Consider the following 26032-nt stretch of genomic DNA (forward strand, 5'->3'; position numbering starts at 1 on the left):
CACTATGAGATAGTGGGGCATGGACCTGCGCCAGCTCGAGTACTTCGTCGCGGTCGCCGAGGAACGCAGCTTCTCCCGCGGCGCCGAGCGAGCCCACGTCGTCCAGTCGGCCGTCTCGACCGCGGTCGCCAAGCTCGAACGCGAACTCGACATCCAGCTCCTCGACCGAGCCGTGTACCCGGTCGCGCTCACCCCGGCCGGTGCCGCGTTCCTGACCGAAGCACGCGCCACGCTCACCGCGGCCCGGCGCGCGAAGAACGTGGTGGCGCCCTATCGGGAGCAGCTCTCCGGCCGCGTCGACCTGGGCACCCTCATGTCCTCGGGTCCTCTCGACCTGCCTGCCGCGCTCGGTCGCTTCCACACCCGCTACCCGCTGGTCTCGGTTCGGTTGCGGCAAAGCGTCGCCGGCACCACCGGGCATCTCCACGCCATCGCCGAAGGAACCCTCGACCTCGCCTTGGTGGCCGCACCCGCACCACCGCCGAACGTCACCCTCCGCACGATCGCCCAGGAGCCGCTGGTCCTGCTGTGCCGTCCCGATCACCGGCTCGGCGCCCGCGACCGGGTGGGCGTGCCGGACCTCGCCACCGAGACTGTCATCCGCTTCGCCGCGGGCTGGGGCATTCGCCGGCAGGCCGACGACGCCTTTGCCGCCGCGGGGATCACCCCGGCCACGCCGTACGAGGTGTCCGACTACGACACCGCGGCCGGGCTCGTCCGCAACCGGCTCGGCGTCACCCTCCTCCCCGCCACCCCGGCCGGTCGCTATCCCGACCTCTGCACCGTCGCGGTCACGCCGGTGATCACCTGGACTCTGGCCCTCGCCGCGTCGGCGCGGTTCCCGCCATCCGCGGCCGCAACGGCGCTGGCCGAAACGCTCATCGAGGAAGGCCGGCGCTGAGGAGCCGGTACTCAGCCGTCGGACGCCAGCCGGGCGAGCGGCCGGTTCAGCAGGAGGCCGACCAACGCCACGATCACCTCGACCGTCGACCTGCTACCTCAGGCTCACCACGGTGTTCAAGTACATGGTGGGACGGCTTCGATGCCCGGCCACGTCGAAACCCTGGTCCGGTGGATCACTGGGCGGCTCGACATCTGTTCACGAGTTGAACGCACGCTCGTCGGCTGAGAGTGCGTATTCGTGGGCGGGTTGCCCGTCACGTCAGGTCAGGTGTGCTGCCGCCGTAGGGCCGCACGATCGCTTGCACCGGAATCGGCCTTTCGGCTTCCGACGAGGCCGGACAGGGCGACGCGCTGTGCGGTGCGTCGGAGGCGACGATCCGCACAGCGCGTCGCCGTCTGAGACTGATGGGTCATCGGTGCTGGTAGCGCTGTTGTAAGAGGGTAGGCATGGGTGAGCCGCTCGCGAACTACAAGCGGGTCGTGGCCGCGGTGCGTCGGATCACGGACCCGGCTCCGGGTGGTCTGGGGATCGGGCAGCGGTCGGTGACGGTGTCGACGGTGGGTCTGGCGCCGGCGATTCGCAAGCTGGCGGACGAGAAGATGCAGGTGCGGCTGGCGGTGTCACTGCACACGCCGGACGACGAGCTGCGGGACACCCTGGTGCCGGTGAACAACCGGTGGTCGGTCGACGAGGTCTTGTCGGCGGCGCGGTACTACGCGGACACGTCGGGTCGGCGGGTGTCCATTGAGTACGCGTTGATCCGGGACATCAACGACCAGCCGTGGCGGGCGGAGCTGCTGGCCAAGCGGCTGCGCCAGCACCTGGGCCAGCTGGTGCACGTGAACGTGATCCCGTTGAACCCGACGCCGGGTTCGAAGTGGGACGCGTCGCCGAAGCCGGTGGAGCGGGAGTTCGTGCGGCTGGTCAACGCGGGCGGAGTAGCGTGCACGGTGCGGGACACCCGCGGCCAGGAGATCGCCGCGGCCTGTGGCCAGCTGGCCGCCGAAGGCTGATTTCTGTTTCAGTGATGGAGAAATTGTCGTGATGTATGCCCCCAGCCTGCTCGACCCGGCTGCGGAATCGTTGAAGCTCTCGGACTTCACCGGCGCCACGGACGTCGCCCGCGAGGCGCGGACGTTGCTGGGCGACCGGTTCAGCTCGGTGACGTTCATGTACGTACTGATGCGCGCGTACGAGGTGGAGTACACGGCGGCGTGTGACGCGGCGCGGTGGCACGAGTTCCACGGCGGCCCGCGGGCGCTGTCGGATGCCGATCTGGAGAAGCTGCTCGCTCCGTGGCTCGACCGCTGAGCGTTTCGGCTCGCTGCCGCCGACGATGAACCACCCGGACGATCGCTTCCTGGCTACCCTCAGGTCCGCGTACCACCGGTTGCTGGAGAGCGGGGTGGTGTCGCTGACCGTCGACGGCAGTGGTGAGCAGACGGTCGCGAAGCTGGAGCCGGTGACGTCGCGCGGGCCTCGGGTGGAACTGCGGTCCACCGGGACTGTCGCGGAGCTGTTCCTCGATGATCTCGATCCGTTCGAAGTGGACGCCGCTTCGGCGAATGACCTGGCGGAGTTCGAGTCGTTCGCTCGTGCACTGGCCGACGGGAATGCCGAGCTGGTCTTCGCGCGGACGCTGCTCGGCCGGCGTCCGGCGGCAGTCGGTTGGCCCGGCGGTCGGTGGTCTCTCCCCGCGAATCCGGGAGTGGTGGCACTGTTTTCCCGGCCGCGCCGAGAGAAGATCCGTGGATACGACCGCTGACCGGCTGACGAACCCGGAGATCGCCTGGCCGGCGCCGACCCCGTTGGTGTCACAGATCGTGACACCGAGGTTGGCTCGGGCGGGGTAGCGGATGTCAGTTCTGGTGTCCGCGTGCGCCGCCGCGGGGCCGTGCGATCAAGGTGAGGGCCACAGTCTGTATCGAAGGACGAAAGAAACCTCAAATGACGGTTTCAGTCGTTTTGAGGAGCCGGCGGAGAAAAGGCCTGCCGAAGGCAAAGAAAAGGTAATCGATCCACGTCGGGACCTTCTCTTCCCTTGAACCAAGATCACTCCAACGGTTGATGGACCTTTTCCGCCGCCGCGCTAGATTTCGCTTGCGGCCTCGGGGTTTCCGGGTGGTTGCGCGGAGCGCGGCCCGGGTCGGGCCATCTTGGGGGAGGTCCGGACCGTGTCCTTTTCGTCCCGTGGTGCCCGTCGGGTGTGGAGACTTTTCGTTCTGCTCGTCGCCGTTCTGTCGCTCGCCGGCGGGATCACTTCCGTCGCCGGCGCCGCGCCGAAACCGCCGACACCGAGACCCGCGGCGCCCAAACCCGCGGATTTCGGGCCCGGTGCGGCGAAGTCCGCCGATCTCGCCGTCGACGGTTACGGGGACGCGCAGGGCTACCACCTCGAACTGGGCCGGGAATCCGGCGGGTTCGCCTGGCAGGAGGTCGCGCTGCTGCAGCCGGCCGGGTTCGACGGCCCGTGGACCGGCTACCAGTGCCTCTCCGGCGACGGGAAGTACGCCGCCGTGGCGATCCTGCCCGCGACGGCCGTGAACACCCAGGCCGCGCGCGACCACGGTGCCTTCGCCTACTCCGTCGACCTCGGCAGCGGTACTGTCCGCGCGCTCGCCGGCGGGGTCGGCCTCAAGTACTACTCGCCCGGCTGCGGTACCGGGGACACCGCCGTCTTCACCGTCGCCCTCGACGGACGGACCCGGCTGGTCACCGCGAACCTCGCCACCGGCAAGATCGACGCGGACGTCACCGCGGCGGGCCAGCTCACCTCCGCCGTGCCGACCGCCGCCGGCGTCGTCGGCGTCGCGGGCAACCGGCTGGTTTCCGTCCCGGCCGAGACTGTCCTGGCCACGTTGCCCGGTGACGTGTACGACGTCCGCGCGGCCGCCGACGGCGGCGTCACGTTCCTTCACACCAAGCCCGGCACCCGCACCGCGACCGCCGCGCACGCGCACGCCGGCGTCGTCACCCCGCTCGGCTCCGGTGACCTGACCCGCGTGCAGCTGTTCCAGGGCCGTGCCGGGCACGCCGTGCTGGCCGGCGCGACCCCCGCGGCGCCCGGCGCGCTCGCCGCCGCCGGGGTGCGCAGCGTCGGCGACGGCGGCCTCGCGCACGGCGCCGAAGCGTCTTCTTTGGACGGTGACGCGCTGCTCGGCCCGGACGCCGACGGCCGCAAGTCCGAACCCGCGCTGCTGGCGACGAACACCGGCAAGGTGCTCGCCCCCGCCGTCCCGGCCGCGACCCGGGCCGCGAACACCGCCGTGCCCACCTACTCCGTCGCCCCGAAGACCGCCCAGCCCCCGCACCAGAACCGGCTGAGCCCGAAGGCGGACGCGGCCCCGCAGACGACGAACACCACCCAGGCGCAGACGCCGAAGTGCGCGGTGCCGCCGTTGAACGCCAACCGCCAGGTGATGCAGCCGAACCCGGCGCAGGTCAACTGGGCGGTGCAGCTGGCCGAGCAGGGCCTGCTCACCGGCAGCGCCTACACGCGCCCGGCCGGCTTCGGCAACATGGGCCTCGTCGCCTACGCGCCCAACAGCGACTTCCCGCTGATCCCGCTGTCGCACCCCGCCGGCGGCACGAACACCGTGCCGCGGTCGATCTTCGAGGGCATCATGGCCCAGGAGTCGAACTGGTCACAGGCCTCGTGGCACGCCCCCGCCGGCACCGCCGGCGACCCGCTGATCGCCAGCTACTACGGCGCCGGCGGCGACATCGTCTCCATCAACTACGCCGCTTCCGACTGCGGCTACGGCATCAGCCAGGTCACCGACGGCATGCACATCGGCGACCACTCGCTGTCCGAGCACGGGCAGTGGAAGGTCGCGGTCGACTACCAGGAGAACATCGCCGCCGGCCTGCAGATCCTCGAGACCACCTGGAACCAGCTCTACAGCGCCGGGATCACCGCGAACAACGCCGACCCGCGCTACCTGGAGAACTGGTACTTCGCGGCCTGGGCGTACAACTCCGGCATCCAGCCGAACGCGGCCAACGGCAACACCACCGGCTGCACACCCGGCCCGTCCTGCACCGGCCCGCACGGCACCTGGGGCCTGGGCTGGACCAACAACCCGGCCAACCTCGACTACCCGCCCAACCGCGACCCGTACCTGCAGGACACCTACGCCGACGCCGCACACCCCGCGAGCTGGCCGTATCAGGAGCGCGTGCTCGGCTGGACGGCGAGTCCCCTGATCCGCTACGGCAGCCCGGCTTATGCGAAGCCGACGTACAACGGCGGGCAGCACTGGGTGCAGCCCGCACCGTTCACCACGATGTGCTCCCTGTCCGCGAACCAGTGCGATCCGAACAACACCAACACTTCCAACCCGGGCGCCAGCCACTGCATGCTCGACGACTTCCAGTGCTGGTGGCACAACCCGGTGACGTGGATCCCCAGTTGCGCCACGACGTGCGCGACGAGCCCCTACGCCGTGTCCGGCGGGAGTGAGCCGGCGAACCCGACGCAGAATCCGCCGACGTGCAGTCAGGACACGTCGAAGGTGCCGAGTGGGTCGATCATCGTCGACGACGAGCCGAACCGGCTGAACCTGCAGGGCTGCGGCGGCGCGAACTGGTCGAGCAACGGCACGTTCACCTACACCTACGGCACGAACTCCGCGGGCGACCCGATCGGCGCGATCGACACCCACCAGCTCGGCACCGGCCTCGGCGGCCGGGTGCTGTTCACCCACACCGAAGACGGCTCGAACCCGGCCCTGATCAACACCGGTGTCTGGACGCCGAACTTGCCGTCCTTGCAGTACTACAAGGTGAAGCTGCACCTGCCCGGCCTCGGCGCCGAGGCGACCAACGTCGTCTACGACATCAACCCGGGCGGCGGTGTCCCGCCGTGGAAGATCCGCGTCAACCAGGCGTGGAACTCCGAGCAGTGGGTCACCATCGGCACGTTCGCCATGGAAAACGGCGGCAACGTCACCCTGAACAACAATGGCAGCTCCCAGGACAACGGCGGCTTCGGCTATTCGGACTTCGACGTCGCCTACGACGCCGTCGCGTTCGTCCCCATGGGCGGCACGCCCGGCCAGCCGATCGGCGGCCCGCCCGGCGTGATCGACGCGCCCAAGGGCTCCAATCCCGCCTACATCCAGTGCGGGTGCGCCCGCCGGACCGCCGGCGACCCGGTCGACACCACGACCGGCTACTTCGGCCAGGACTTCACCGACCTGACCACCCCGGGCCGCGGCGCGCAGCTCACCATGACGCGTTCCTACGCCGAGGCGATCGCCGACCCGCAGGGGCCGAACAAGGCCCTCGCCGCCGACGGCCCGCTCGGCTGGGGCTGGACGTTCACCTACAACCAGACCGCCACCACCGATCCGGCGAACGGGAACGTAACCGTCAGACAGGAAGACGCTTCCTCGGTCACCTTCGTGAACTCCGGCGGCAGCTACACACCGAGCGCGCCCCGCTTCGACGCCACGCTCGTCAAGTCCGGCAGCACCTACATCTACACGCGCCAGGGGCAGGCCACCTTCACCTACGACGTTGCGACCGGTCACCTGCTGTCCGAACAGGACCTGGCCGGGAGCAAGGCTTCGCCGCCGTACTCGACGACTCTCGCCTACGACGCCGCCGGGCACCTGGCGACCGTCACCGATCCGGCGCAGCGCGTGTACACGTTCACCTGGACGGGCGCGCACATCACGAAGCTGGCGGACTCGGCGGGCCGGGTCGTCACCTACTCCTACGACGCCGGCGACAACCTCACCGACGTCGTCGACGCGGGCGGCGCGCACAGCCAATACGGGTACGACGCGCACCACCTGATGACCTCCATGCGCAGCCCCGCGAACTACGGCGGCCCGGCCTCCGCGGCCACCTCGATGGTCTACGACGACGCCGAGCGCGTCACGAAGCAGACGGATGCGAACGGCCACGCCACGACCTTCGCTTACGGCGGCGACGGCACGACGCTGGTCACCGACCCGGCGGGCCACCAGACCCAGTTCACCTACGCCAACGGGCTGCTGACCAAGGAGATCAAGGGCTTCGGCACCCCGGATGCCGGCACCTGGTCCTACACCTACGATCCGGTGACCCTCGGCGTCTCGACCGCGACCGACCCGGACGGTCACCTGACCACCTACACCTACGACGATCACGGCAACCGGACCTCCCAGTCCGACGCGCTGGGCAACACGACGAACTTCCAGTACGACGACCACGGCAACCTCGTCGAGACGATCGGCCCGGACGGGGTCGCCCAGGTCGAGCAGTTCGACCAGGCCGGCCACATCCCCGCCGGGGCCGCGGGGGTCCTCGACCACACGTCCACGACCGTCACCCGGGCGAACAACGTCGTCGAGTCCACCACCGGGAACTTCGGCCCGGAGCCGGTCCGGACGACGAACTACTACTACGACGACAGCGCCCACCCGGCGGACCCGACCCGGGTCGTCGACGCGCTGGGCAAGACGACGACCACGGCGTACGACGCGTTCGGGGACAAGACCTCCGTCACCGACGCGACCGGCGCCCGGTCCGAGAGCTCCTTCGACACCGCGCGTGGGTGGCTGCTGACGTCCACGACGCCGTCCGGCCACGTCACGACGTACACCCGCGACGCATGGGGTCAGGTCACCAAGACGACCGACGCGCTGGGACACTCGGTTTCCAACGCCTACGACCTCGACGGTCACGTCGTGAGCACGACCGACGGGAACGGCAAGACCGGCACCGTCACCTACGACCCCGTCGGCCAGGCCGTCCAGGCCACGGCCGCGGACGGCACCGACACCAAGACCGACTACAACCCGGACGGCACGGTCGCCGACGCGGTCGACGGGCTCGGCGCCAAGACGACCTACGGCTACGACGGCCAGGGACGCAAGGCGTCCCGGACCGACCCGGACTCCCACGTCGTGCGGACGACGTCCGATCCGGCGGGCCGCGTGACGAGCTCGACCGACGCCGCCGGCCGCGCCACGACCATGACCTACGACGCCGCGGGCGAGCTCGTGTCCGTGACGTACGCCGACCCCGCGACCGCGGCCGTCTCGTTCCGGTACGACCAGGCCGGCCGCAAGATCGGCATGACCGATGCGACCGGGACGACGAACTACACCTACGACGTCTTCGGTGAGCTGGTCAAGAAGACCACGGGGACCGGCGTCCCGGTCTCCTACGGTTTCGACGACGGCGGGAACCTGACCGCCATCATCTACCCCGGCAGGACGACGCCGGTGGCGCGGGCCTTCGACGCGGACAACCGCCTTGCTTCGGTGACGGACACCAGCGGCAACAAGACGGCGTTCGACTACAGCGCCGACGGGGTCCTGGCGAAAACGACGTTCCCCAACGGTGACGTCGTGACCAACGGGTACGACACGACCGACACGCTGACTTCGGCCACGGTTTCCGGGCCGGGCGCGGGCTCGCTCACCCTCGGCCGCGACAACGCGGGCCAGGTCGGCTCCCGCCAGGACAACAGCGCGGCGGCGACCACGTACTCCTACACCGACCGCGAGCAGCTGGCCGCGACCGCGGGCGGCTCGACGGCGGCCTTCGCCTACGACAAGGCGGACAACCCGGTCCAGGTCGGTGCGACCACGCAGGCGTTCGACGCGGCCGGGCAGCTGTGCTGGACCTCGACGGCCGCCGGTCCCGCGCCGGCGTGCGCCACCGCGCCGGCCGGTGCCCAGACGTTCACCTTCGACCCGCTCGGCGAGCGGACCGCCCAGTCCGGGACCGGCGCCGGCTACGGCTACGACCAGAACAGCCGGCTGACGTCGTTCACCAAGCCGGGCACGACCTCCTCCTACCGGTACGACGGGGCCGGCACCCGGGTCGCGAAGACGGTCGGCGGCGTGACGACGTCGTTCGTCTACGACGACGCCGCGCTGAGCAACCTGCTCACGGACGGCACGAACGACTACCTGTACGGGCCGGGCGGCCTGCCGGTGGAGCAGACGTCGGCGGCCGGCACCTACTGGTTCGTCCACGACCAGATCGGCTCGACCACCGCCCTGCTGGACGCGTCCGGCGCGCGAGTCGCGGCGTACACGTATTCGCCGTACGGCGGAGTGAGTGCGACCGGCACGGTCTCGACACCGTTGCGGTACACGGGGCAGTACACCGACGCCGAGTCCGGCCTGGTGTTCCTGCGCGCGCGGTACTACGACCCGGCGACCGCCGAGTTCCTGACCGTGGACCCGGACGTCGACGTCACGGGAACGCCGTACGCCTACGCGGGTGGCAACCCGGTGAACGCGGTCGACCTGTCCGGCCGCGACTGGTGGAACCCGTTCTCCTGGTCGAGCGACACTTGGAAGAACATCGGGCAGGGCGCGCTCGCCGGCGCGGCCATCGTCGGCACGGCGGCCTGCCTGATCGCCGAACCGTGCGGCCTCGGCGAACTGGCGATCGCCGGCGGCGGCGCGGTGGCGGCCGGCGGGATCAGCATCGGCACGGCGGCTTCGTGGGGCGCCGCAGCGGGCGCGTACGGCGGGCTGATGTATTCCGTCAGCCACGGCGGTACGTCCTCCGGCAATTCCGGCAGTGGCAACGGATCCTCCCGCAGCGCGGCGGACGCGAACCGGCAGGCGTCCAAGGACTACGGGCGCCAGCAGTCCCAGATGGACCACGTGTTCGTGCCGAAACACAAACTCGGCGCGCTGATCCAGTCATGCGGCAGCGAGGGCGCGACGATGGACCAGATCATCGACAGCGTCCAGGGTGCGGCCGACGGGATCTACGGGAAGACGAATCCGCTGATCCGGGTCATCAACGGATTCACGGTCACCATTCGCGGCGCCATGATCAACGGGGTGTTCAAAATCGGCACTGCATTCATTCCGTGAATCGACCGGTGCCGGTGCTATGATCTTCGTATCATGGCACCGGTACCCATCACTCCCCGGGATCTGACGCGTGCGGAACGCGAAGTTCTCGAATTCATGTTGTCGTCGGATTTCGACGGCGTTGACCTTCTTCGTGCGCAAATACCCCAATGCCGGGTCGTGGCGGTGTGGGTGCCGGGGCAGCCGAGCGTCGACCTTGCCGTGCCCGCGACCGTCGCCCCGGCGCGGGTGCCGGACGGCGAGATACCGTCCGGGTCGGAAGTCCGCGACCGCGCCGGGAAGTACCTGGGTGAGGTGCTTGTCTGGGTCGGTGGTGGTTACCTGTCAGCCATCGAATACGCGTGGGTGACCGACGAACCACCCGATCGGTTGCCTGATGTCTCGACGATGAAACTCGTCTGAATTCAGCCACCGGAGTGCATGTCCGGCACTCTCCACCGCGACATGGTCGCCGAACATCCAGGTGCTCCGGCCGGCGCAACGTGCCCCCATCGGTGAGGGGCGAGGGTGTACCGAGGCCCGCGCGTACGGAGCGTGGTGAGGGCGCAGACCTTGCGATACTGACCTGCGCAGCGGCACCCCGGGCCAGCCGATCGGCGGCCCGCCGGGCATCCAGGACGCGCCCAAGGGCTCGAACCCGGCGTTCATCGCCTGCGGCTGCGCGCGGCGGACCGCGGGCGAGCCGGTCGACACCTCGACCGGCTACTTCGGCGACACCTTCACCGACCTGAGCACACCGGGCCGCGGCAAGGCGCTGGACTTCACCCGCAGCTACGCCGAGGGCATCGCCGATCCGAACGGCCCCAACAAGACGCCGGCCGCCGACGGGCCGTTCGGCTGGGGCTGGACCCATTCGTACAACCTGAGCGCGCCGACGGCCGCCGACGGCGGGGTGACGATCCGGCAGGAAGACGGCTCGCAGGTCGCCTTCCCCGCGTCGGCGGGCACCTACACCACACCAGCAGGATCACCGCCTCCGCCGGGGTGTGCCGCTCGACGATGCCGCGGAGGATGCTGCGCAGCAGCGTCGTCTTGCCCGATTCCGGGCCCATGAACGCCACGAAGTGCGGGTCGGCCCGCGGATCCCAGACGGCCGCGGTTCCGTCGAGGCGCAACCCGATCGGGAGAGCCTCGGCCGACGGCACCGCGGCGTAGGGAACGTGCGCCGGCAGCGCGGTCAACTGCCTCGTCAGCTCGTCCGGCAGGTCCTCGAACGAGACCGAGCCCGAGGTGAACACCGCCGAATCGAAGCGGGAACGGGTCAGGAACACCGCGTCGGCGAACTCCGGGCCGTGGGCGAAGCTCGCCGATTCGAACACCGCGTCGCCGCGGAAGCTCGCTGCCGCGAAATTCGCGTGGCCGCCGAATGTCGTCCCGGTGAAGTCCGCGTCCGCCGTGAACGTCGCCGAAGCGAAGCCGGCCGCGCCGGTGAACGTCGTGCCGCCGAAGCGGGCCGGGCCCACGAAGGTCGCCGCCCCGAAGGCCGCCGACCGGACCCGGCAGCCACTCAGGTCGAAGCCGAGCAGGCTCGCGCCGGCGAGGTCGAGGTCGACGTCCGGCCAGAAGCGGTGGTCCGGCGCGTCGGGACGCAGGTGCGCCGCCAGCACCTCGCCGACCGCCTGCCGGACGCGGCCTTGCTGCCCGAGCGGGTTTTCGACGACGTCGGCGGCCGCGTCGGTGAACATCCGCAGGTACGCGCAGAACACGTTGACGATCGTCTGCCGTTGGCCGGGGCTGCTCTGGCCGAGCCGCTCCAGGGCGTAGAGGCCGCCGAGCTGCACCGCCAGCCGCTCCGAACCGAGCTGGTCCACGGCGGTGCTGTAGAGCTCGGTGAGCCGCCGTTCCGCCGCGTCCAGCCGGGCGTCCTCGGCCATCCGCTCCTGCAGCGCGTGCGTGCGCGCCACCGCCGCCTGGTCCAGGTCCTTCTGCTTGAGGCCGATTTCGGCGCTCCGCTGCCGGCGCGCGGCGAGCAGCAGTGCCGCCGCCCCGCCCGTCCCCGACCACGACGGTGCCGGCCGTCTTGATCGCCTCCAGCTGGTTGCGCTCCTACGCGTCGCCGTGGCCGAAGGCCGCCAGCAACCACACCGCGACCGCGACGCCGAGCACCACGATCACGGCGGAGGCGAACCAGATCATCCGGATCGACAGGACCCGGTAGGCGACCTCACCCGGCTCGTGGTCCCTCGCCATGCCGTTGTCCACGGTGATCACCGTAGGGCATGACCGGCCGTTTCCCGCCGCGGCGCAGGTCAGCGGGACGGCGGCGGCGAACCGCGGTGCCCGGCGAGCCCGCCGGGCACCCGGCCGTCAGGGGTTGTCCAGCGTCAGCGCCGTGCAGCGGATCCCGCCGCCGCCCTTGCGCAGCTCCGTCGTGTCCAGCTCCGTCACCGTCAAGCCCATCGACCGCAGGTCGGCCGCGAGCCGCGGGGCCCCCGACGTCATCGTCACCGTGCGGCCGTCGCTGATCAGGTTCAGCGCGAACGCCGCCGCCTCGGCCGGGGCCACCTCGATCAGCTCCACGCCCAGTCCGCGCACAGTGCGCAGGCTCGGTGCGTCCAGCGCCTCCGGGTTGTAGGCCAGGACACCGGAACTGATCACCGCCACCGCCAGATCCAGGTCGTACCACCGAGAACTCGTCGTGCGGAGCGGGACGACGTCGTAGTCCAGGTGACGCGCCAGCGTGCGCAACGCCCGGGTGTCCGTGCGCTGCCCGTACGCGGCCAGCAGCAGCGAGCCGCACGCCAGCGCGTCACCCTGGCCGCTGAACGCGTACCGCGTCGAGGCCACCTCGAACCCGTGGGATTCCAGCCAGGCGCGGTGGTGCGGGGTTTCCGCGGCCCGCTCGGCCGGGAGCGTGGCCAGCACCGCGCGGTCGCCCTGGACCACCGCCGCGTTGGCGGTGTAGGTCATGTCGGGACACGCCGGGTCCGCGTCGACGAACTCGACCTTGCGGCCGGCGGCCAGGTGCGCCTCCACGATGTTCTCGTGCTCGGTGAGGGCGGCGTCCACGTCGGGCTGGACCGCGACGTGCATGTACGGGTTGATCTCGTAGTCGACGCGGAAGTACCGCGCGGAACACATCAGAAGCCGTTGGTGCGTCAAGGGTTCACTCGATTCGTCGAGGCGGGCGGGCGGGCTGGGGAGTGGCCCAGCCCGGGCGGCGCCCGGCCGGCGAAGCGAGCGAGCCGGGTCAGCCCAGGCCGCGCAGGCGGAACAGCTCGATCGTCATGAGGTAACCCGGCTGCGAGCGGGCCGCGTCGATGCGCTGCGCCACCGTCGTGGCCGACGGCGCCGGCCGCATCGCCGCGCTCACCGCGCGGACCAGTTTGGCGATCATCCTTTTTTCCTTTCTCGGGGGAAAACCCAGCGTGCCGGTCGGCGGTGTCCCCGGTCTGGCCGGATCCGGACACGTTCACCGCGTCGCGTTCAGGAAGCCGATGACGACCGCGCCCCACCAGCACAGCTGCGAGACCGCCGTGGTGAGGCCGCCCTGGACGAGCAGGCGCGGCGGGACCGGGGCGTCGACCAGCGCCATCCGCCCGCCCAGCACCGTCGCGTGCACGCCGTTGACGGCCAGCACGCCGACGAGGCAGAGCTTCACGACCGTGGCCGCGGACCCGAGGTCGGGCGAGAGCAGCGCGCCGCTCGCGACCAGCCCCGTCACCCCGCCCCAGACCAGCAGGTGCAGGCGCGACGCGCTGCGGACGGCTTCGGCGAACGAAACCCGGCCGAGTGCCCACAGGGCGAAGAACCAGTCCGCCACCAGGACCGCGCCGAAACCGACCACGAGTGACGCGAGGTGCGCGAACAGCGCGATGTCGTGCCACGCGGTGTTCGGCTGCACCCGCGTCGACAGCCAGATCGCCGCGGCGAGCAGCATGATCGAAGCAGACATGGCGCAATAGGCCGCGTAGCGTCGGTGAACACCGGGCCCCGGCGGACGCGGGGCGGGCGGGATCCGTACCGGGATGCCGTTGTCGAGCATGACCTGTCCTTCCGGGGAAATCCGTGGGAGAACGGGTTCCGCCGGAACGACCGGTGCGTCCGACCTGCCTGCGTCAGCGGGAAACCCGTGCTGTGCTGATTACAGGCCATCGCGGACTTGGCTGGGAGCGTTGTCCGCAAAGGACAATCAATCCCGGGACTTCCCGGAGAAGACAGGGACGGCGGCGCCGTTGCCGGGCCGTCCCGGGGCTAGGCGGACACGGGCCCGGCGAGGGCGGAGAAGTCGTGTCCGCCGCGTTCGACGGCGCCCAGCACGAAATCCCGTACCGGTGGCGGCACCCCGCGCCCGTCGAGGTACGGGTCCGCGTGCGTGAGCAGGCCGGCGTCGGCGATCTCCTCGGCCAGCTCGTCCAGCGCCGGCGGCCACGGGTCCGGTGCGCCCGGCGAAGTCCGCGCCAGCCGCTCCAGCAGTTCCCGCGCCGGCGGGCTGAGCGTGCGGTACGCGGACTCCAGGGAATCCCGCAGGGACAGGTCCCCGACGCTGAGCCAGTCCGCGGTGTTGCCGTTGAGCCGCCATTCCTCGACGACCCGCCGCAGCGTCAGCCGCGGCCGCGACGCGATCTTGCGCAGCGCCAGGTCGAGCGCGAGCGGCAGGTCGCCGCACAGCTCGGCGAGGCGGTCGCAGTCGGGCCCGGCGGAGACGGCGACGTGCGGCAGCGCCGCGGTGATCATCGCGATCGAGTCGCCGCGCGGCAACGGCGCCAGCTGCAGCCGCTGGACGTCCCGCAGGCCCAGCAGCCGTTTGCGGCTCACCAGCAGGGTCGTGCTCGTGGTCGTCTCGGCCAGCAGCGGGCGCACCTGCTGCTCGTCCTGGACGTTGTCCAGCACGACCACGAGCCGGCGTTCGGCCAGCAGCGTCCGGTACAGCCCGGCGCGGTGGTCGACCGTGCCGGCCAGCTGGTCGTCGTCGACGCCGAGCGCGCGCAGGAACCCGTCGAGGACGTCGGCGGTCGCCGGCACCGGGGGAGCGCCGCCGCCGTGGCGCAGGCCGCCGAGGTCGGCGTAGAGGTGCCCGTCGTTCTCCTCCGCCGCGATCGCGTGCGCGTGGTGCAGGGCCAGGTCGGTCTTGCCGACGCCGGCCGGCCCGCTGATCACCATCGGGGTGTCGCGCGGGGAGCGCAGCCAGGCCAGCTCGGCCGCCCGCCCGACGAACCCCCGGGGTCTCGGCGGTAGCTGCGCCGGGTGCGGCGGCGTGCCGCGGCGCTGGAACAGCGTCGGTCTTCTCTTGCGGCCCCCGAACGGGGGCTGCGTATAGCCGCTCGTCGCGGCGTGCCAGTGCCGGCGCCACGCCTCGTCGTCGCCGCCGCACGCGGCCACGAACGCCAGCGTCACCTGCAGCGACGGCATCCGGTTGCCGCTCGCCGCGCTGGAGAGCACCGACGACGAGAACATCGCCGACCTGGCCATTTCCCGGTAGGTCGGGTTCCCGGCCCGCGCGCGCAGTTCCCGCAATTCCCGGGCGAACTGGGTGGCGATGCCACCGGACGTGTTGACGGGTTTTTCTGGTCTGCCCATGTGAATCCCTTCCCCTTGTTCACTCAGAGTCGCTCTTCTCGGCGGGTGTCTCTTCCGCTCTTTGGCGGCCTCGCTAGCCCGTTCGGGTATTTCCGTGACACTTGGTCGATCATTTCCCGGTGCTTTTTTACGTCGTTCCGGTGAATTGGGGCAACACTCGACGGCCGCCCGCGTGCAGCGGACGGCCGTCGGGGCCGGTCTCAGGCGGTCGCGGGGCGCCGCGCCGTCATGCCGAGCAGCGCGCACAGCGCCGCGACCAGGCCGAGCGCGCCGCACAGCCACCAGACGCCGTTGCCCAGCGCGACCCACGCGGCGACGCCGAACAGCGGGCCGAGCGCCATGCCGAGGCCGAAAGTCGCCTGGTGGGCGCTGATGTAGCGCGCCTTGACGGCGGCCGGGAAGGTCGAGGGGTAGGCGAACATCGTCGGCCCGTTGACCATGATCCCGAAGACGAACACGACCGTGCAGACGACGAGCGCGACCGCCGACCCGCCGCTGAGCCCGAACCCGGCGACCCCCAGCCCCATCAGGACCGTCCCCGCCGTGGCGGCGACGTGGCCCGGCCAGCGCGTGACGTACGAGGTGATCTTCAGCTCGCACAGGATCAGCACGGCCGACGCGGTCACGAGCACGACGCTGTAGAGCCCGGCGGAGTGCCCCTCGGCGGTGATCTTCAGCGGCAGCGAAACGGTGTACTGGACGTAGATGACCGACCCGATCAGCACCGAGGCCAGGAAGAACCAGAACCGCCCGTCCCGCAGCAGGATCCCGTACGCCGTGCGCGTTCCGCCCTCCTTCGGGGACGCCGGTTCGCGCTCGACGCGGTGGTCGGGCAGCAGCCGCAGCGCGACGACCGCGTAGAGCAGCGCGGTGGCCGCGTCGAACCACAGCAGGAGGTTCCAGTCGAGGAGGATGAGCCCGGCCGCGATGAGCGGGCTGAGCGCCGCGCCGAGGTTGAGGGCGATCCGCATCATCGAGAAGCCCATCACGCGGTCGTCGCCGGGCATCAGCTCGCTGAGCAGGACGGCGGCGGCGGGCCGGTAGCTCTGCGTCGCGAGGCCCGCGAGCAGCAGCGCGGCCATCAGCGGGACGTGGAAGCCGGGCCGCCCGAACACCGGGATGACGGAAAGGATCGCGGCCGAACCCGCCATCGCGGCGGCGATCGTCGCGCGCGGGCCGATGCGGTGGACCAGTTCGCCGCCGGCGAGCCCGCCGAGGACCGAACCGACGCTGTACGCGGCGATGGCGACGCCGGCCTGTCCCGCGGAGAAGCCGCGGAAGACCAGGTACAGCACCATGAACGTCTGGACGAACGCGCCGAGCTGGTTGACGAGCACGCCACCGAGCAGGTAGCGGACGGGCGTGGGCGTCCGGCGCAGGACGGCCAGCACGCCGGCGGGTTTTTCGGTGGTGGTCACGGCCGAGCCTCCAGGTGGCTTGCGAAGGGGGTGCCGCACCCGCGATCCGGGGTGCCGGCTTCCTCATTGCAGCGGCCTGGCCGGTTGACCGGCAGAGTTGTTTCCGCCGGAAAATCAATTCCGGGGTGACGTGGGCTACGCGGAATACCGGAGCGTGACGCCGTTGTCGCGGAATTCGCATTACCCGCGCCCGGCCGGACGCAGTGCTTACTGCATCCGGCCGGTGAACGCCGAATTCAGAGCCCGACGATCAGTTCGTGGTCGATTTCCACGAACTCGGTGATGAGGTCGGCGAACTTGCCGGCGATCAGTTCCTTGTAGACCGCGGAGCCGGTGTGCGCGTCGTAGGCGGCCTGGTCGGCGAAGTGCTCCACGAACAGCAGGAAGTCCGGCTTGGCGGGGTCGCGGTACACGCGGAAGGACAGGGTGCCGTCCTCCTGGCCGGGCCCGAGCGGCGCGAACTCGTGGACGAGCGCTTCGGCCTCGGCCTGCTTGCCCGGCTTGAGGGGGATGGGGAACACCTTCGCCAGCATGGGAAAACCTCTCGGTAGTGCGGTGGTTGCTTCGCCGATCACTGTGCCGAGCGCGGCCGGGCGCGTCCGGCCAGATCCGGACACGTCTCTGTTCATCCGGGGCTTCGCCCCGAGCCGGGGGCTCCGCCACCCGGACCCCCGCAAGAAGTCTTCTCCAGAGGTGCGCACCTACCCCGCTCATGTCCGGATCTGGCTAGCGCCCGCCGGGCCCGATCCCCTACACCTGGCACATGACGACTTTTTCGGCCGTGGTCACCACCGGCATCTACTGCCGGCCCGGGTGCGGGGCGAAGCCGCTCGCCGAGAACGTGAGGACGTTCGAACTGGCCGCCGAAGCGGAGGCCGCCGGGTTCCGGGCGTGCCTGCGCTGCCGTCCCTACCGCGTCGCCGGCCCGGTCGGCGCGGACGCGCCCGAGCTCGTCTGCCGCGCGGTGCAGCTGATCATCGCCGGCGCGCTGGACACCGGCACCGAAGCCGCGCTCGGCCGCCGGCTGGCGGTGTCCCCGCGGCACCTGCGCCGGCTCTTCCACGACCACCTCGGCGTGACGCCGGACCAGCTCGCCCGCTCGCGCCGCGCGCACTTCGCGCGCCGGCTGCTCGACGACTCCGACCTGACCGTCGCGGACGTGGCCTTTGCCGCCGGCTTCGGCAGCCTGCGCCAGTTCAACCGGGACATGAAGCTGGTCTTCCGTGCGTCCCCGGTCGAGCTGCGCAGCCGGCGCCGCAAGGCCGACCGGATCGCCGCGGACGGCGGCCTGCGGATGCGGCTGCCGTTCGTGGCGCCGCTGCACTGGGAGGCGCTCAGCGAGTTCCTCGCCGAGCGTGCGGTCCCGGGCGTCGAGTCGGTGCGCGACGGTGTCTACCGGCGCACGATCAGCCTCGACGGCGAAGCCGGGGTGATCGAGGTCGAGCGCGGTGGCGACGACCACCTGCTGCTGACCGCGCACATGCCGTTCTGGGAAGGTCTCATCCACGTCGTCGACCGCGTCGGGCGGATGTTCGGAGTGGACGCCGACACCGCGCCCGCCGAAGCCGCCCTCGCCGACGACCCCGTACTCGGGCCGCTCCTGCGCAAACGGCCCGGCCTGCGCGTGCCGGGTGCCTGGGGCTTCTTCGAAATCGCCGTGGAAGCCGTGCTGAGCCAGTACAGCGTCCGGACGCGGGTGCGGCGGCAGCTGGCCGCGCTCGTCGAAGCGGCGGGGCAGCCGGTGCCCGGCCTCGAGCACGGCCTGACCCACCTGTTCCCGTCGGCCGAAACCCTCGCCCAGGCAGACCTGGACGCGGCCCGGTTGCCCGCGGCGACCGAGCGGACGCTGCGCGCGTTCGCCACCGCCGTGGCCGCGGACGAGACCCTGCTCGACCCGGGGGCGAGCCTGGCCGACTGCACCGCCGCGCTGACGGCGTTGCCCGGCTTCGAGCAGAGCACCGCCCAGGAGATCGCGCTGCGGCTGGGGCACGCCGACGCCTTCCCGGCCACCGAGCGCACGGTCGAGACGAAGCTGCTCGAGTACGACGTCTTCGCCGTCGCCGGCCGCATGGCCGCCGCCTGGCACCCGTGGCGCGCCTTCGCCGCCACCCACCTGATCGCCGCCGGCACACCGACGCCGGCCGCTTGACCACCCAAAAGGAGAACCGATGTCTGCCAAGCAGCGCGCCGACCGGCTGCGCGCCCTGCACACCGACCGCACGCTGGTGCTGCCGAACGCCTGGGACGCCGCCAGCGCGGCCCTCATCGCGCGGGCGGGCGCCCCGGCGATCGCCACGACCAGCGGCGGGGTCGCCTGGTCCGCGGGCCGGCCCGACGGCCACGGCCTCACCCGGGAGGAGATGGCCGAGCTGGTCGCGCGGATCGTGCGCGTCGTCGACGTGCCGGTGACCGCCGACATCGAGGGCGGCTACGGCCCGTCCGCCGACGACGTCGCGGCGACCGTCCGCGCGATCGTCGACGCCGGCGCGGTCGGGATCAACCTGGAGGACTCGACCGCCCCGGGCGGCCCGCTGTTCGACGTCCCCGCCCAGGTCGGCCGGGTCCGCGCGGCCCGCGACGCGGCGACCGCGGCCGGCCTGCCGGAGCTGTGGATCAACATCCGCACCGACGTCTACCTCTTCGGCATCGGCGAACCCGAGGGCCGCCTGGACGACGTCCTGACCCGCGCGGGCGCCTACGCGGCGGCCGGTGCGGACAGCCTGTTCGTGCCGGGGCTGATCGACCTGGAGACGCTCACCGTGCTCGTCAAGGAGAGCCCGCTGCCGGTGAACGTGATGGTGTGGCCGGGCGCCCCGACCGTCGCGGAGCTGGAAGCGGCCGGCGTCCGCCGGATCAGCGTCGGCACCGCGATCGCCCAGTCCGCCTACGCCGTCGCCGAGCGCGCGGCGGCCGAACTGCTGGAGCACGGGACGTACACCGCGCTGGAGGGCGGCCTGGATTTCGGGACCGTCAACAGCGCGGTGACCGCCTGAGGCTTTCCCGGAGACGCCGGCCGCGACGGAAATCCGTCGCGGCCGGCGTCTACTTCGTTTTGCACCCCGTTGATTTTCCTTGGTGGACAACCGTTTCCATCAATTAAACCGCTGGCTTCAATCACTTCCACAGCCGAGAAGAAGACCTCGAGGGAAGTGATGTGATGACCGTAGTCGAGCCGCTGCCCGTCCGGCCGCCCGAGACCGCCGCGGAGATCCTCGCCCGGGCGCAGGCCCTGGCCCCGGTGCTGCGGGACCGCGCCGAAGAGATCGAGCGGGCCCGCCGGCTGCCCGCGGACGTCGTGGACCTCCTGCGCGGCACCGGGGTGTTCCGGATGGGGTTCTGTCGAGCGCACGGCGGTCCCGAGCTGACCTCGATCGAGCAGACCGAGGTGATCGAGGCCCTGGCCTACGGCGACGCCGGGGCCGGGTGGTGCGCGATGATCGGGTCGGACACCGGTCTCTACGCGTCCTTCCTGGACCACGCCGTCGCCGAAGAGATGTTCCCCAGCCTGGACATGGCGACGGCGGGCCTGCTCTTCCCCAACGGCCGCGCGGAAATCGTCCCCGGCGGCTACCGCTTGACCGGCCGCTGGCAGTTCGGCAGCGGGGTCACGCACGCCGACTGGGTCGTCTCCGGGGCGTTCCTGTACCGCGACGGCGAGCCCGAGCACGACTCGATCCTGCTCATGGTGCCGAAGGCCGACGTCGAGGTGCTCGACACCTGGCACACGACCGGCCTGGCGGGCAGCGGCAGCTGCGACTACGCGATCACCGACGTGTTCGTGCCCGCCGAGCACACGCTCACCTTCGCCGAGGTCCGCGGCGGTTCGGGTCCGCTGGCCCAGCCCGAAGTCCACATGCGGAACATGCCGGGCGTCGCGCTCGGCGTCACCCGCGCCGCGCTCGACCACGCCACGGACACCGCCGTCGCCGCCGGCCGCGAAGACGACTACCGCACGCAGACCACGATCGCCGAGTGCGAAGGCGACTTCACCGCGGCTCGCGAGGGCGTCTACGGCGCTTTGCGGCGCCAGCACGAAGTTCTCTCCGCGGGCGGCACCCTCGACGACCTGACCCCGCGCGAGCGGGCCGCGCTCCCGCTCTCGCGGCGGCACGCGTTCCGTACCGCCAGGGCGATCGTCACGCGCCTCTACGACCTCGTGCAGACGTCCGCGATCTACCGGCCTTCGCCGCTGGACCGCTGGCTGCGCGACACCACCACGATGTGCCAGCACATCGTGGCGCAGGACCGGATCCTGCAGACCGCCGGCGCCCACCTCCTGGGCGGCCGGCCCGCGTTCCCGCTGGCCCTCGGCATCACCTCCAGCCGGCGCTGACCCCACCCCACCCAGAGAAGGAAGACAACCCATGCGAAAGCTCCGGGCCGCCGTGTGCGCGGCCGCCGTGCTGGCCGTGACGCTCAGCGCGTGCAGCACCCCGGGCGGCACCACCGCCGCTCCGTCGCCGGACGGCGCCGCCGCGCCCGCCGCGGCGAACATCGACCGCGACGCGGTCATCAGCTACAGCGAGACCGAGCCGGCCAACCCGCTGGTGCCGGGCAACACGACCGAGGTCGGCGGGATCAGCGTGCTGGGCACGCTCTTCCGCGGCCTGATCGAGTACGACGCCAAGACGGCCGCCCCGCGCAACGCCGTCGCGGACTCGGTCACCACGACCGACTCCAAGGTGTGGACGGTCAAGCTCAAGGACGGCTGGACGTTCCACGACGGCACTCCGGTCACGGCCAAGAGCTTCGTCGACGCGTGGAACTACACCGCGTATTCCCCGAACCTGATGGCCGGCGCCAGCTACTTCTCGCACGTCGTCGGCTTCGCGCAGGTCAACAACGCGACCGCGGACGGCAAGCAGCCGCCGGCGCTGCCGGTCGCCAAGGAGCTGTCGGGCCTGAAGGTCGTCGACGACAAGACGTTCACCGTCATCCTCGACGCGCCCTTCTCGGAGTTCGGCGTCCAGCTCGGCTACGCGGCGTTCTTCCCGATGCCGGCGAGCTTCTTCGCCGACCGCAAGGCGTTCGAGGCGCACCCCGTCGGCAACGGGCCGTTCCGGTTCGAGTCGTACGCGCCGGGCAAGGACCTCGTCGTCAAGCGGTTCGACGGCTTCGCCGGCGCGCAGAAGCCGAACATCGGCGGCATCGACTTCCGCTTCTACACCGACCTCGACAAGGCGTACGCCGACGTCGTCGCGAACAAGCTCGACTTCCTGTCGTTCACGCCGTGGACGTCGACCCAAGGCGGCAAGATCAAGAAGGACCTGCCCGACGACCGGCGCAAGACCTACACCTACCTCGGCTACCAGGCGATCGCGTTCCCGCTGTTCGACAAGCGCTACGACAGCCCGCGGTTCCGCCAGGCGATCTCCATGGCCATCGACCGGAAGGCCCTGATCCAGCAGGTGTTCAACGGCGGCCGCACCCCGGCCGACGGCCTGGTCGCCCCGAACGTCCAGGGCCACCTGGACAACCAGTGCGGCGAGCTGTGCACCTACCAGCCGCAGAAGGCCAAGCAGCTGTTCGACGCGTCCGGCTTCACCGGCGACATCGAGCTGACGTCGAACATCGACTCCGGCAACCAGGAGTGGATGGAGGTCATCTGCCGCCAGATCCAGGCGTCGCTGGGCCACCCCTGCAAGTTCACCCCGCAGACGACGCTCGGCGACTTCCGCAAGCAGCTCAACAGCCGGACGGTCACGGGCATCTACCGCTCGGCGTGGGTCGCGGACTACCCGTCGATCGAGAACTTCCTGAACCCGCTGTTCCGCACCGGTGCCGCCTCGAACGTCGGCCAGTACTCGAACGCGAAGGTCGACGCCCTGCTCCAGCAGGCCGACGCCGCGCCGTCGCAGCAGCAGGGCCAGGCGCTCTACCAGCAGGCCGAGAAGCTCGTCCTGCAGGACATGCCGACCATCCCGATCTGGTGGCAGTCCGGCACCGCCGCCTGGGCGTCCCGGCTGCACAACGTCCAGCCCACCCAGTTCCGCGAGCTCGACCTCTTCAGCGTCACCGTCAGCAAGTAGCTCCCCGCGGCGCGCCGCGACCCGGCGCGCCGCGGGTCGATCCGGAGGAAACAGAGATGACTGTCCACGAAGTGGATGTCCTGATGATCGGGGCCGGCCCGGCGAACCTCGCGCTGGCCGTCGCCCTCGAGGAGTGCGGCCGGTCCGGTGTGGCCGGCGGCGCGATGATCCTCGAACAGCACGAAGACGTGAAGTGGCAGCGGAACCTGATGCTGCCGTGGGCGCGCAGCCAGGTGTCCTATGTGAAGGACCTGGTGACCCTGCGCAACCCGCGCAGCCGCTTCTCCTTCCTCAACTTCATGCACGAGCGCGGCGAGCTCGACGAGTTCGTCAACCTCGGCACCTTCAACCCGTTCCGCTGGCAGATCTCGGCTTACCTGCAGTGGGTCGCCGACTCGCTGGAGCGGGTACAGGTTCGCTACAACGCCCGCGCCGAGCGCGTGCTGCCGATCCACTCGGAATCGGGTCAGGTGCTCGGATTCACCGTCCCGCTGTCGGACGGCGACACGATCCTCTGCCGCGACCTGGTCGTCGGCGGCGGCCGGGACGCCCACGTGCCCGAGGTGTTCCGCGGGCTGCCGGCCGAGCGGGTCGTGCACAGCACCCAGTTCAGCAGCCGCGTCGCTTCGACGGTCGGACTGGCCCGTCCGGGCAAGCCGCTGCGCCCGGTCGTCGTCGGCGGTGCCCAGAGCGCGGCCGAGATGTTCATGGCGCTGCACCAGGAAGCGCCGGGCTCATCCCCGACGCTGCTGCTGCGCGCGATCGCCCTCAAGGACTACCAGACGAGCAAGTTCGTCAACGAGCTGTTCTTCCCGTCCTTTGTGGACGAGTTCTTCACGATGTCCGACGTGGCGCGGGAGCGGGTGCTCGCGGAGATGCACCTGACCAACTACGGCGGCCTGGCCGCGCCGTTCCTCGAAGAGCTGTACACCATGATCTACAAGCAGAAGATGCTCGGGAAGCCGGTTTCGACGATCCGCGGCTCCGCCGACGTCGTCGGCGCCCGGGCCGACGGCGACGAGCTCGTCCTCGACGTCCGCGACCTCAAGCACGACACCGTCGAGCGGATCCGCTGCGACGCGGTGTTCCTCGGTACGGGCTTCGACCCGCGGATGCCGGCCATGGTCCGCGGCCTGGCCGACGCGATCGGCCTCGACGGGATCTCGGTCAACCGGCAGTACCGCGCCGACCTCGGCGCCGGCGCCCACGGCGCGCTGTACCTGCAGGGCGTCAACGAGGCGACGCACGGCATCTCCGACTCGCTGATCAGCGTGCTGGCCCAGCGGTCGGCCGAGATCGCCGGCGACATCGTCGAACGGCGCGGCACCGGTCCCGGCGAGGACCGCCGCCGTTCCGGCGAGTCCGTGGTGGTGGCGGTATGATCGACGTCCGCCCCCTCGACCGCACCAACCTGGAACGCGCGTACGGGCTCGACTCCCAGCGGCTCCTGCCGTGGCCGGAGCTGAACGCGCCGTTCGAAGGCGCCTGGTGCGTCCTGCGCCCGCACACCACGTCCACCGCGCACTCCCACCACGAGTACGAGATCTTCATCGCCCTGTCCGGCGTCGCCACGCTGGTCGTCGACGGCGTGCGGCACCCGTTCTCCGCCGGCGACATCGTCCGGCTGCCGCCCGGCTCGACGCACTGCGTCACCAACGAAGGCGACCAGGACTTCGAGTACTACGGCGTCTGGTGGGACACCGAGATGTCGGCGCAGTTCACCGCCCGCCACGAAGCAGGCGTGTCATGAGCGCCCGGACTGTCGTCATCTCGCCCGCCCCGACGGCGAACGGCGACCTGCACCTCGGGCACATCGCCGGCCCGTTCCTGGCCGCCGACGTCCACACCCGCTACGCCCGGTCCGTGGGCCGGGAAGTGTTGCTGGGCACCGGTTTCCAGGACACGTCGACCTTCGTGGTGACGACCGCTTCCCGCCGGGGCGTCACCCCGGAGGAACTGGTGGCCACGTCGGCGGCGCAGATCGCCGCGAGCCTGGAGGCGATGGGCATCGCCGTCGACGGCTACACCGGCGACGACGACCGGTTCACCAAGTGGGTCGTCGACTTCGTCGCCCGGCTGCACTCGGCGGGGAAGCTGGAACTGCGCACGATGAAGTTCCCGTACTCGCCGAAGTCGGGGCAGTTCCTCGTGGACGGCTTCGCGTCCGGCAGCTGCCCGGAGTGCCTGGCCGACTGCTGCGCGGGGCTCTGCGAAAGCTGCGGTCAGCTGGTGGCCGCGGGGGATCTGCTGGACGTCCGGTCCACTTTGGACCCGGCGGATCCGGTGGAGCTGCGCGAGGCCGACGTGCTCGTGCTGCCGGTCGAGAAGTACCGGGCCGGGCTGCGGGCGCATTTCGCGGCGCACGCGTCGGGGATGCGGCCGCACATGGCGCAGGCGATGGCGGCGATGCTGGCGCGGCCGCTGCCGGACTTCCCGGTGACGTACCCGACGTCGTGGGGCATCGCGGTGCCGTTCCCGGAGGTCGCCGGGCAGCGCGTCAACCCCAACGCCGAGCCGATGGCGTGGAGCATGCACGCCACGGCGTTGTCGGCGGGCTCGTCGTCGGAAGACGAGCTGTGGCTGGCCGGCGCGGGTTCGGAGGTCGTGTACTTCCTCGGGTTCGACAACATCTACCCGTTCGCGATCGCCGGGCCGGCGATGCTGCTGGCGCTGGACGGCCGCTACGACCTGCCGGCGCGGTACCTGACCAACGAGTTCTACGAGCTGGACCACCGCAAGTTCTCGACCAGCCGCGGGCACGTGGTGTGGAGCCGCGAGCTGGCGGCCGAGGTGCCGCGGGACCTGATCCGCTTCCACCTGGCGGCGACGAGTCCCGAGCACCAGCGGACGAGCTTCAGCCGGGACGCGTTGACGCGGGTGACTTCCGCGCGGCTCGTCGAGCCGTGGAACCGGGTGGCGGACAAGGTGAACCGGTGGGTCGGACTCGGCCCGTTGCCGGTGTCGTCGCGGTCCCGGCGGGCGGCTTCGCGGATGGCGTCGCGGTTCGCCGAGTCGTACGAGCTGGACGGGTTCAGCCTGAACCGCGCGGCGGAGACGATCACGGAGCAGCTGGCCCGGTTGGCCGCCCGCCCGGTGACGGGCGCGGACGCGGGTGACTTCTGCTTCGAGGTCGACCGGCTGGTCCGCGGTGCCGCACCGATCCTGGTGGATCTGGCGGAGCGGGTGCTGCGGGAGGACGCGGGGGTGGACGCGGAGTCGTTCACCCCGGCGCCCCTGCCGCGGCTTCGGGAAGCGGAGGCCGGCCGATGACCGCCGCCACCCGGCAGGAGAATGCCGCACTTTCACGTGAAAGTGCGGACCTGGGAC

At 71.0% G+C, this 26032-nt stretch carries 20 protein-coding genes and 2 pseudogenes; 14 read left to right on the forward strand and 8 right to left on the reverse strand.

Translation table 11 applies throughout. The features are described from left to right. Nucleotides 1–19 precede the first annotated feature (19 nt). From ABFJ78_RS28395 to ABFJ78_RS28425, 7 genes and pseudogenes are all read left to right on the forward strand, one after another. Nucleotides 20–901: a LysR family transcriptional regulator gene (locus ABFJ78_RS28395; protein WP_331660141.1), complete on the forward strand. Its 882-nt coding sequence runs from the start codon at nucleotides 20–22 to the stop codon at nucleotides 899–901. A gap of 443 nt (nucleotides 902–1344) precedes the next feature. Next, nucleotides 1345–1917, forward strand: a pseudogene (locus ABFJ78_RS28400) (radical SAM protein); the annotation flags it as partial. A gap of 31 nt (nucleotides 1918–1948) precedes the next feature. After that, complete coding sequence (locus ABFJ78_RS28405) at nucleotides 1949–2215, forward strand: hypothetical protein (RefSeq protein WP_436389641.1); 267 nt, start codon at nucleotides 1949–1951, stop codon at nucleotides 2213–2215. Then, entirely contained in the window at nucleotides 2172–2669 is a 498-nt protein-coding gene (locus ABFJ78_RS28410) for a hypothetical protein (RefSeq protein ID WP_436389642.1), read from the forward strand. The genes ABFJ78_RS28405 and ABFJ78_RS28410 overlap by 44 nt, the downstream gene beginning before the upstream one ends. A gap of 439 nt (nucleotides 2670–3108) precedes the next feature. Further along, nucleotides 3109–9738 carry an RHS repeat-associated core domain-containing protein gene (locus ABFJ78_RS28415; RefSeq protein ID WP_436389643.1) on the forward strand — a complete coding sequence of 2210 codons (6630 nt, stop codon included), beginning with the start codon at nucleotides 3109–3111 and terminating at the stop codon, nucleotides 9736–9738. Between the two features lie 33 nt (nucleotides 9739–9771). After that, complete coding sequence (locus ABFJ78_RS28420; protein ID WP_436389644.1) at nucleotides 9772–10140, forward strand: hypothetical protein; 369 nt, start codon at nucleotides 9772–9774, stop codon at nucleotides 10138–10140. 325 nt (nucleotides 10141–10465) lie between these two features. Beyond that, the gene (locus ABFJ78_RS28425) at nucleotides 10466–10792 is read left to right on the forward strand and encodes a DUF6531 domain-containing protein (RefSeq protein WP_436389710.1); all 327 of its coding nucleotides are present in this window, start codon (nucleotides 10466–10468) and stop codon (nucleotides 10790–10792) included. Nucleotides 10793–11087: 295 nt separating this feature from the next. On the opposite strand, the pseudogene ABFJ78_RS28430 reads toward ABFJ78_RS28425, so the two are convergent. From ABFJ78_RS28430 to ABFJ78_RS28465, 8 genes and pseudogenes are all read right to left on the reverse strand, one after another. Then, nucleotides 11088–11612: pseudogene (locus ABFJ78_RS28430) on the reverse strand (pentapeptide repeat-containing protein); the annotation flags it as partial. A 172-nt stretch (nucleotides 11613–11784) separates the two neighbouring features. Then, nucleotides 11785–11940, reverse strand: a complete 156-nt coding sequence (locus tag ABFJ78_RS28435) for a hypothetical protein (protein ID WP_436389645.1) — start codon at nucleotides 11938–11940, stop codon at nucleotides 11785–11787. 105 nt (nucleotides 11941–12045) lie between these two features. After that, nucleotides 12046–12819, reverse strand: coding sequence for a dimethylarginine dimethylaminohydrolase family protein (locus ABFJ78_RS28440; protein ID WP_436389646.1), 774 nt, complete (start codon nucleotides 12817–12819; stop codon nucleotides 12046–12048). 109 nt (nucleotides 12820–12928) lie between these two features. After that, the gene (locus ABFJ78_RS28445) at nucleotides 12929–13075 is read right to left on the reverse strand and encodes a hypothetical protein (RefSeq protein ID WP_372670665.1); all 147 of its coding nucleotides are present in this window, start codon (nucleotides 13073–13075) and stop codon (nucleotides 12929–12931) included. A 75-nt stretch (nucleotides 13076–13150) separates the two neighbouring features. Further along, nucleotides 13151–13633, reverse strand: coding sequence for a hypothetical protein (locus tag ABFJ78_RS28450; RefSeq protein ID WP_436389647.1), 483 nt, complete (start codon nucleotides 13631–13633; stop codon nucleotides 13151–13153). Between the two features lie 299 nt (nucleotides 13634–13932). Next, on the reverse strand, nucleotides 13933–15258 hold the full coding sequence (locus ABFJ78_RS28455) for a helix-turn-helix domain-containing protein (protein WP_436389648.1): 1326 nt from the start codon (nucleotides 15256–15258) through the stop codon (nucleotides 13933–13935). A 200-nt stretch (nucleotides 15259–15458) separates the two neighbouring features. After that, the gene (locus ABFJ78_RS28460) at nucleotides 15459–16676 is read right to left on the reverse strand and encodes an MFS transporter (protein WP_436389649.1); all 1218 of its coding nucleotides are present in this window, start codon (nucleotides 16674–16676) and stop codon (nucleotides 15459–15461) included. A gap of 236 nt (nucleotides 16677–16912) precedes the next feature. Next, a complete protein-coding gene (locus tag ABFJ78_RS28465) occupies nucleotides 16913–17209 on the reverse strand; it encodes a putative quinol monooxygenase (RefSeq protein WP_372670671.1) in 297 nt (98 codons plus the stop codon). 230 nt (nucleotides 17210–17439) lie between these two features. Here ABFJ78_RS28465 and ABFJ78_RS28470 point away from each other — a divergent pair, with 230 nt between their 5' ends. The 7 genes from ABFJ78_RS28470 to ABFJ78_RS28500 all read left to right on the forward strand — a co-directional run bounded on the left by ABFJ78_RS28470 (nucleotide 17440) and on the right by ABFJ78_RS28500 (nucleotide 25975). Further along, the gene (locus ABFJ78_RS28470; RefSeq protein ID WP_436389650.1) at nucleotides 17440–18825 is read left to right on the forward strand and encodes an AlkA N-terminal domain-containing protein; all 1386 of its coding nucleotides are present in this window, start codon (nucleotides 17440–17442) and stop codon (nucleotides 18823–18825) included. A 19-nt stretch (nucleotides 18826–18844) separates the two neighbouring features. Next, complete coding sequence (locus ABFJ78_RS28475) at nucleotides 18845–19669, forward strand: isocitrate lyase/PEP mutase family protein (protein WP_436389651.1); 825 nt, start codon at nucleotides 18845–18847, stop codon at nucleotides 19667–19669. A 164-nt stretch (nucleotides 19670–19833) separates the two neighbouring features. Beyond that, nucleotides 19834–21009, forward strand: a complete 1176-nt coding sequence (locus ABFJ78_RS28480) for an acyl-CoA dehydrogenase family protein (protein WP_436389652.1) — start codon at nucleotides 19834–19836, stop codon at nucleotides 21007–21009. A 31-nt stretch (nucleotides 21010–21040) separates the two neighbouring features. Continuing rightward, nucleotides 21041–22705 (forward strand): peptide ABC transporter substrate-binding protein, encoded by a 1665-nt coding sequence (locus ABFJ78_RS28485; protein WP_436389653.1) that lies wholly within the window; start codon nucleotides 21041–21043, stop codon nucleotides 22703–22705. Nucleotides 22706–22761: 56 nt separating this feature from the next. After that, complete coding sequence (locus ABFJ78_RS28490; RefSeq protein WP_436389654.1) at nucleotides 22762–24087, forward strand: SidA/IucD/PvdA family monooxygenase; 1326 nt, start codon at nucleotides 22762–22764, stop codon at nucleotides 24085–24087. Continuing rightward, complete coding sequence (locus ABFJ78_RS28495; protein ID WP_436389655.1) at nucleotides 24084–24455, forward strand: cupin domain-containing protein; 372 nt, start codon at nucleotides 24084–24086, stop codon at nucleotides 24453–24455. Before ABFJ78_RS28490 ends, ABFJ78_RS28495 begins: the two co-directional genes overlap by 4 nt. After that, nucleotides 24452–25975: a class I tRNA ligase family protein gene (locus ABFJ78_RS28500; protein WP_436389656.1), complete on the forward strand. Its 1524-nt coding sequence runs from the start codon at nucleotides 24452–24454 to the stop codon at nucleotides 25973–25975. Before ABFJ78_RS28495 ends, ABFJ78_RS28500 begins: the two co-directional genes overlap by 4 nt. The last annotated feature ends 57 nt before the right edge of the window (nucleotides 25976–26032 follow it).

Origin of the sequence: Amycolatopsis sp. MEPSY49 (assembly GCF_051337345.1) — a bacterium.
GTDB lineage: Bacteria > Actinomycetota > Actinomycetes > Mycobacteriales > Pseudonocardiaceae > Amycolatopsis.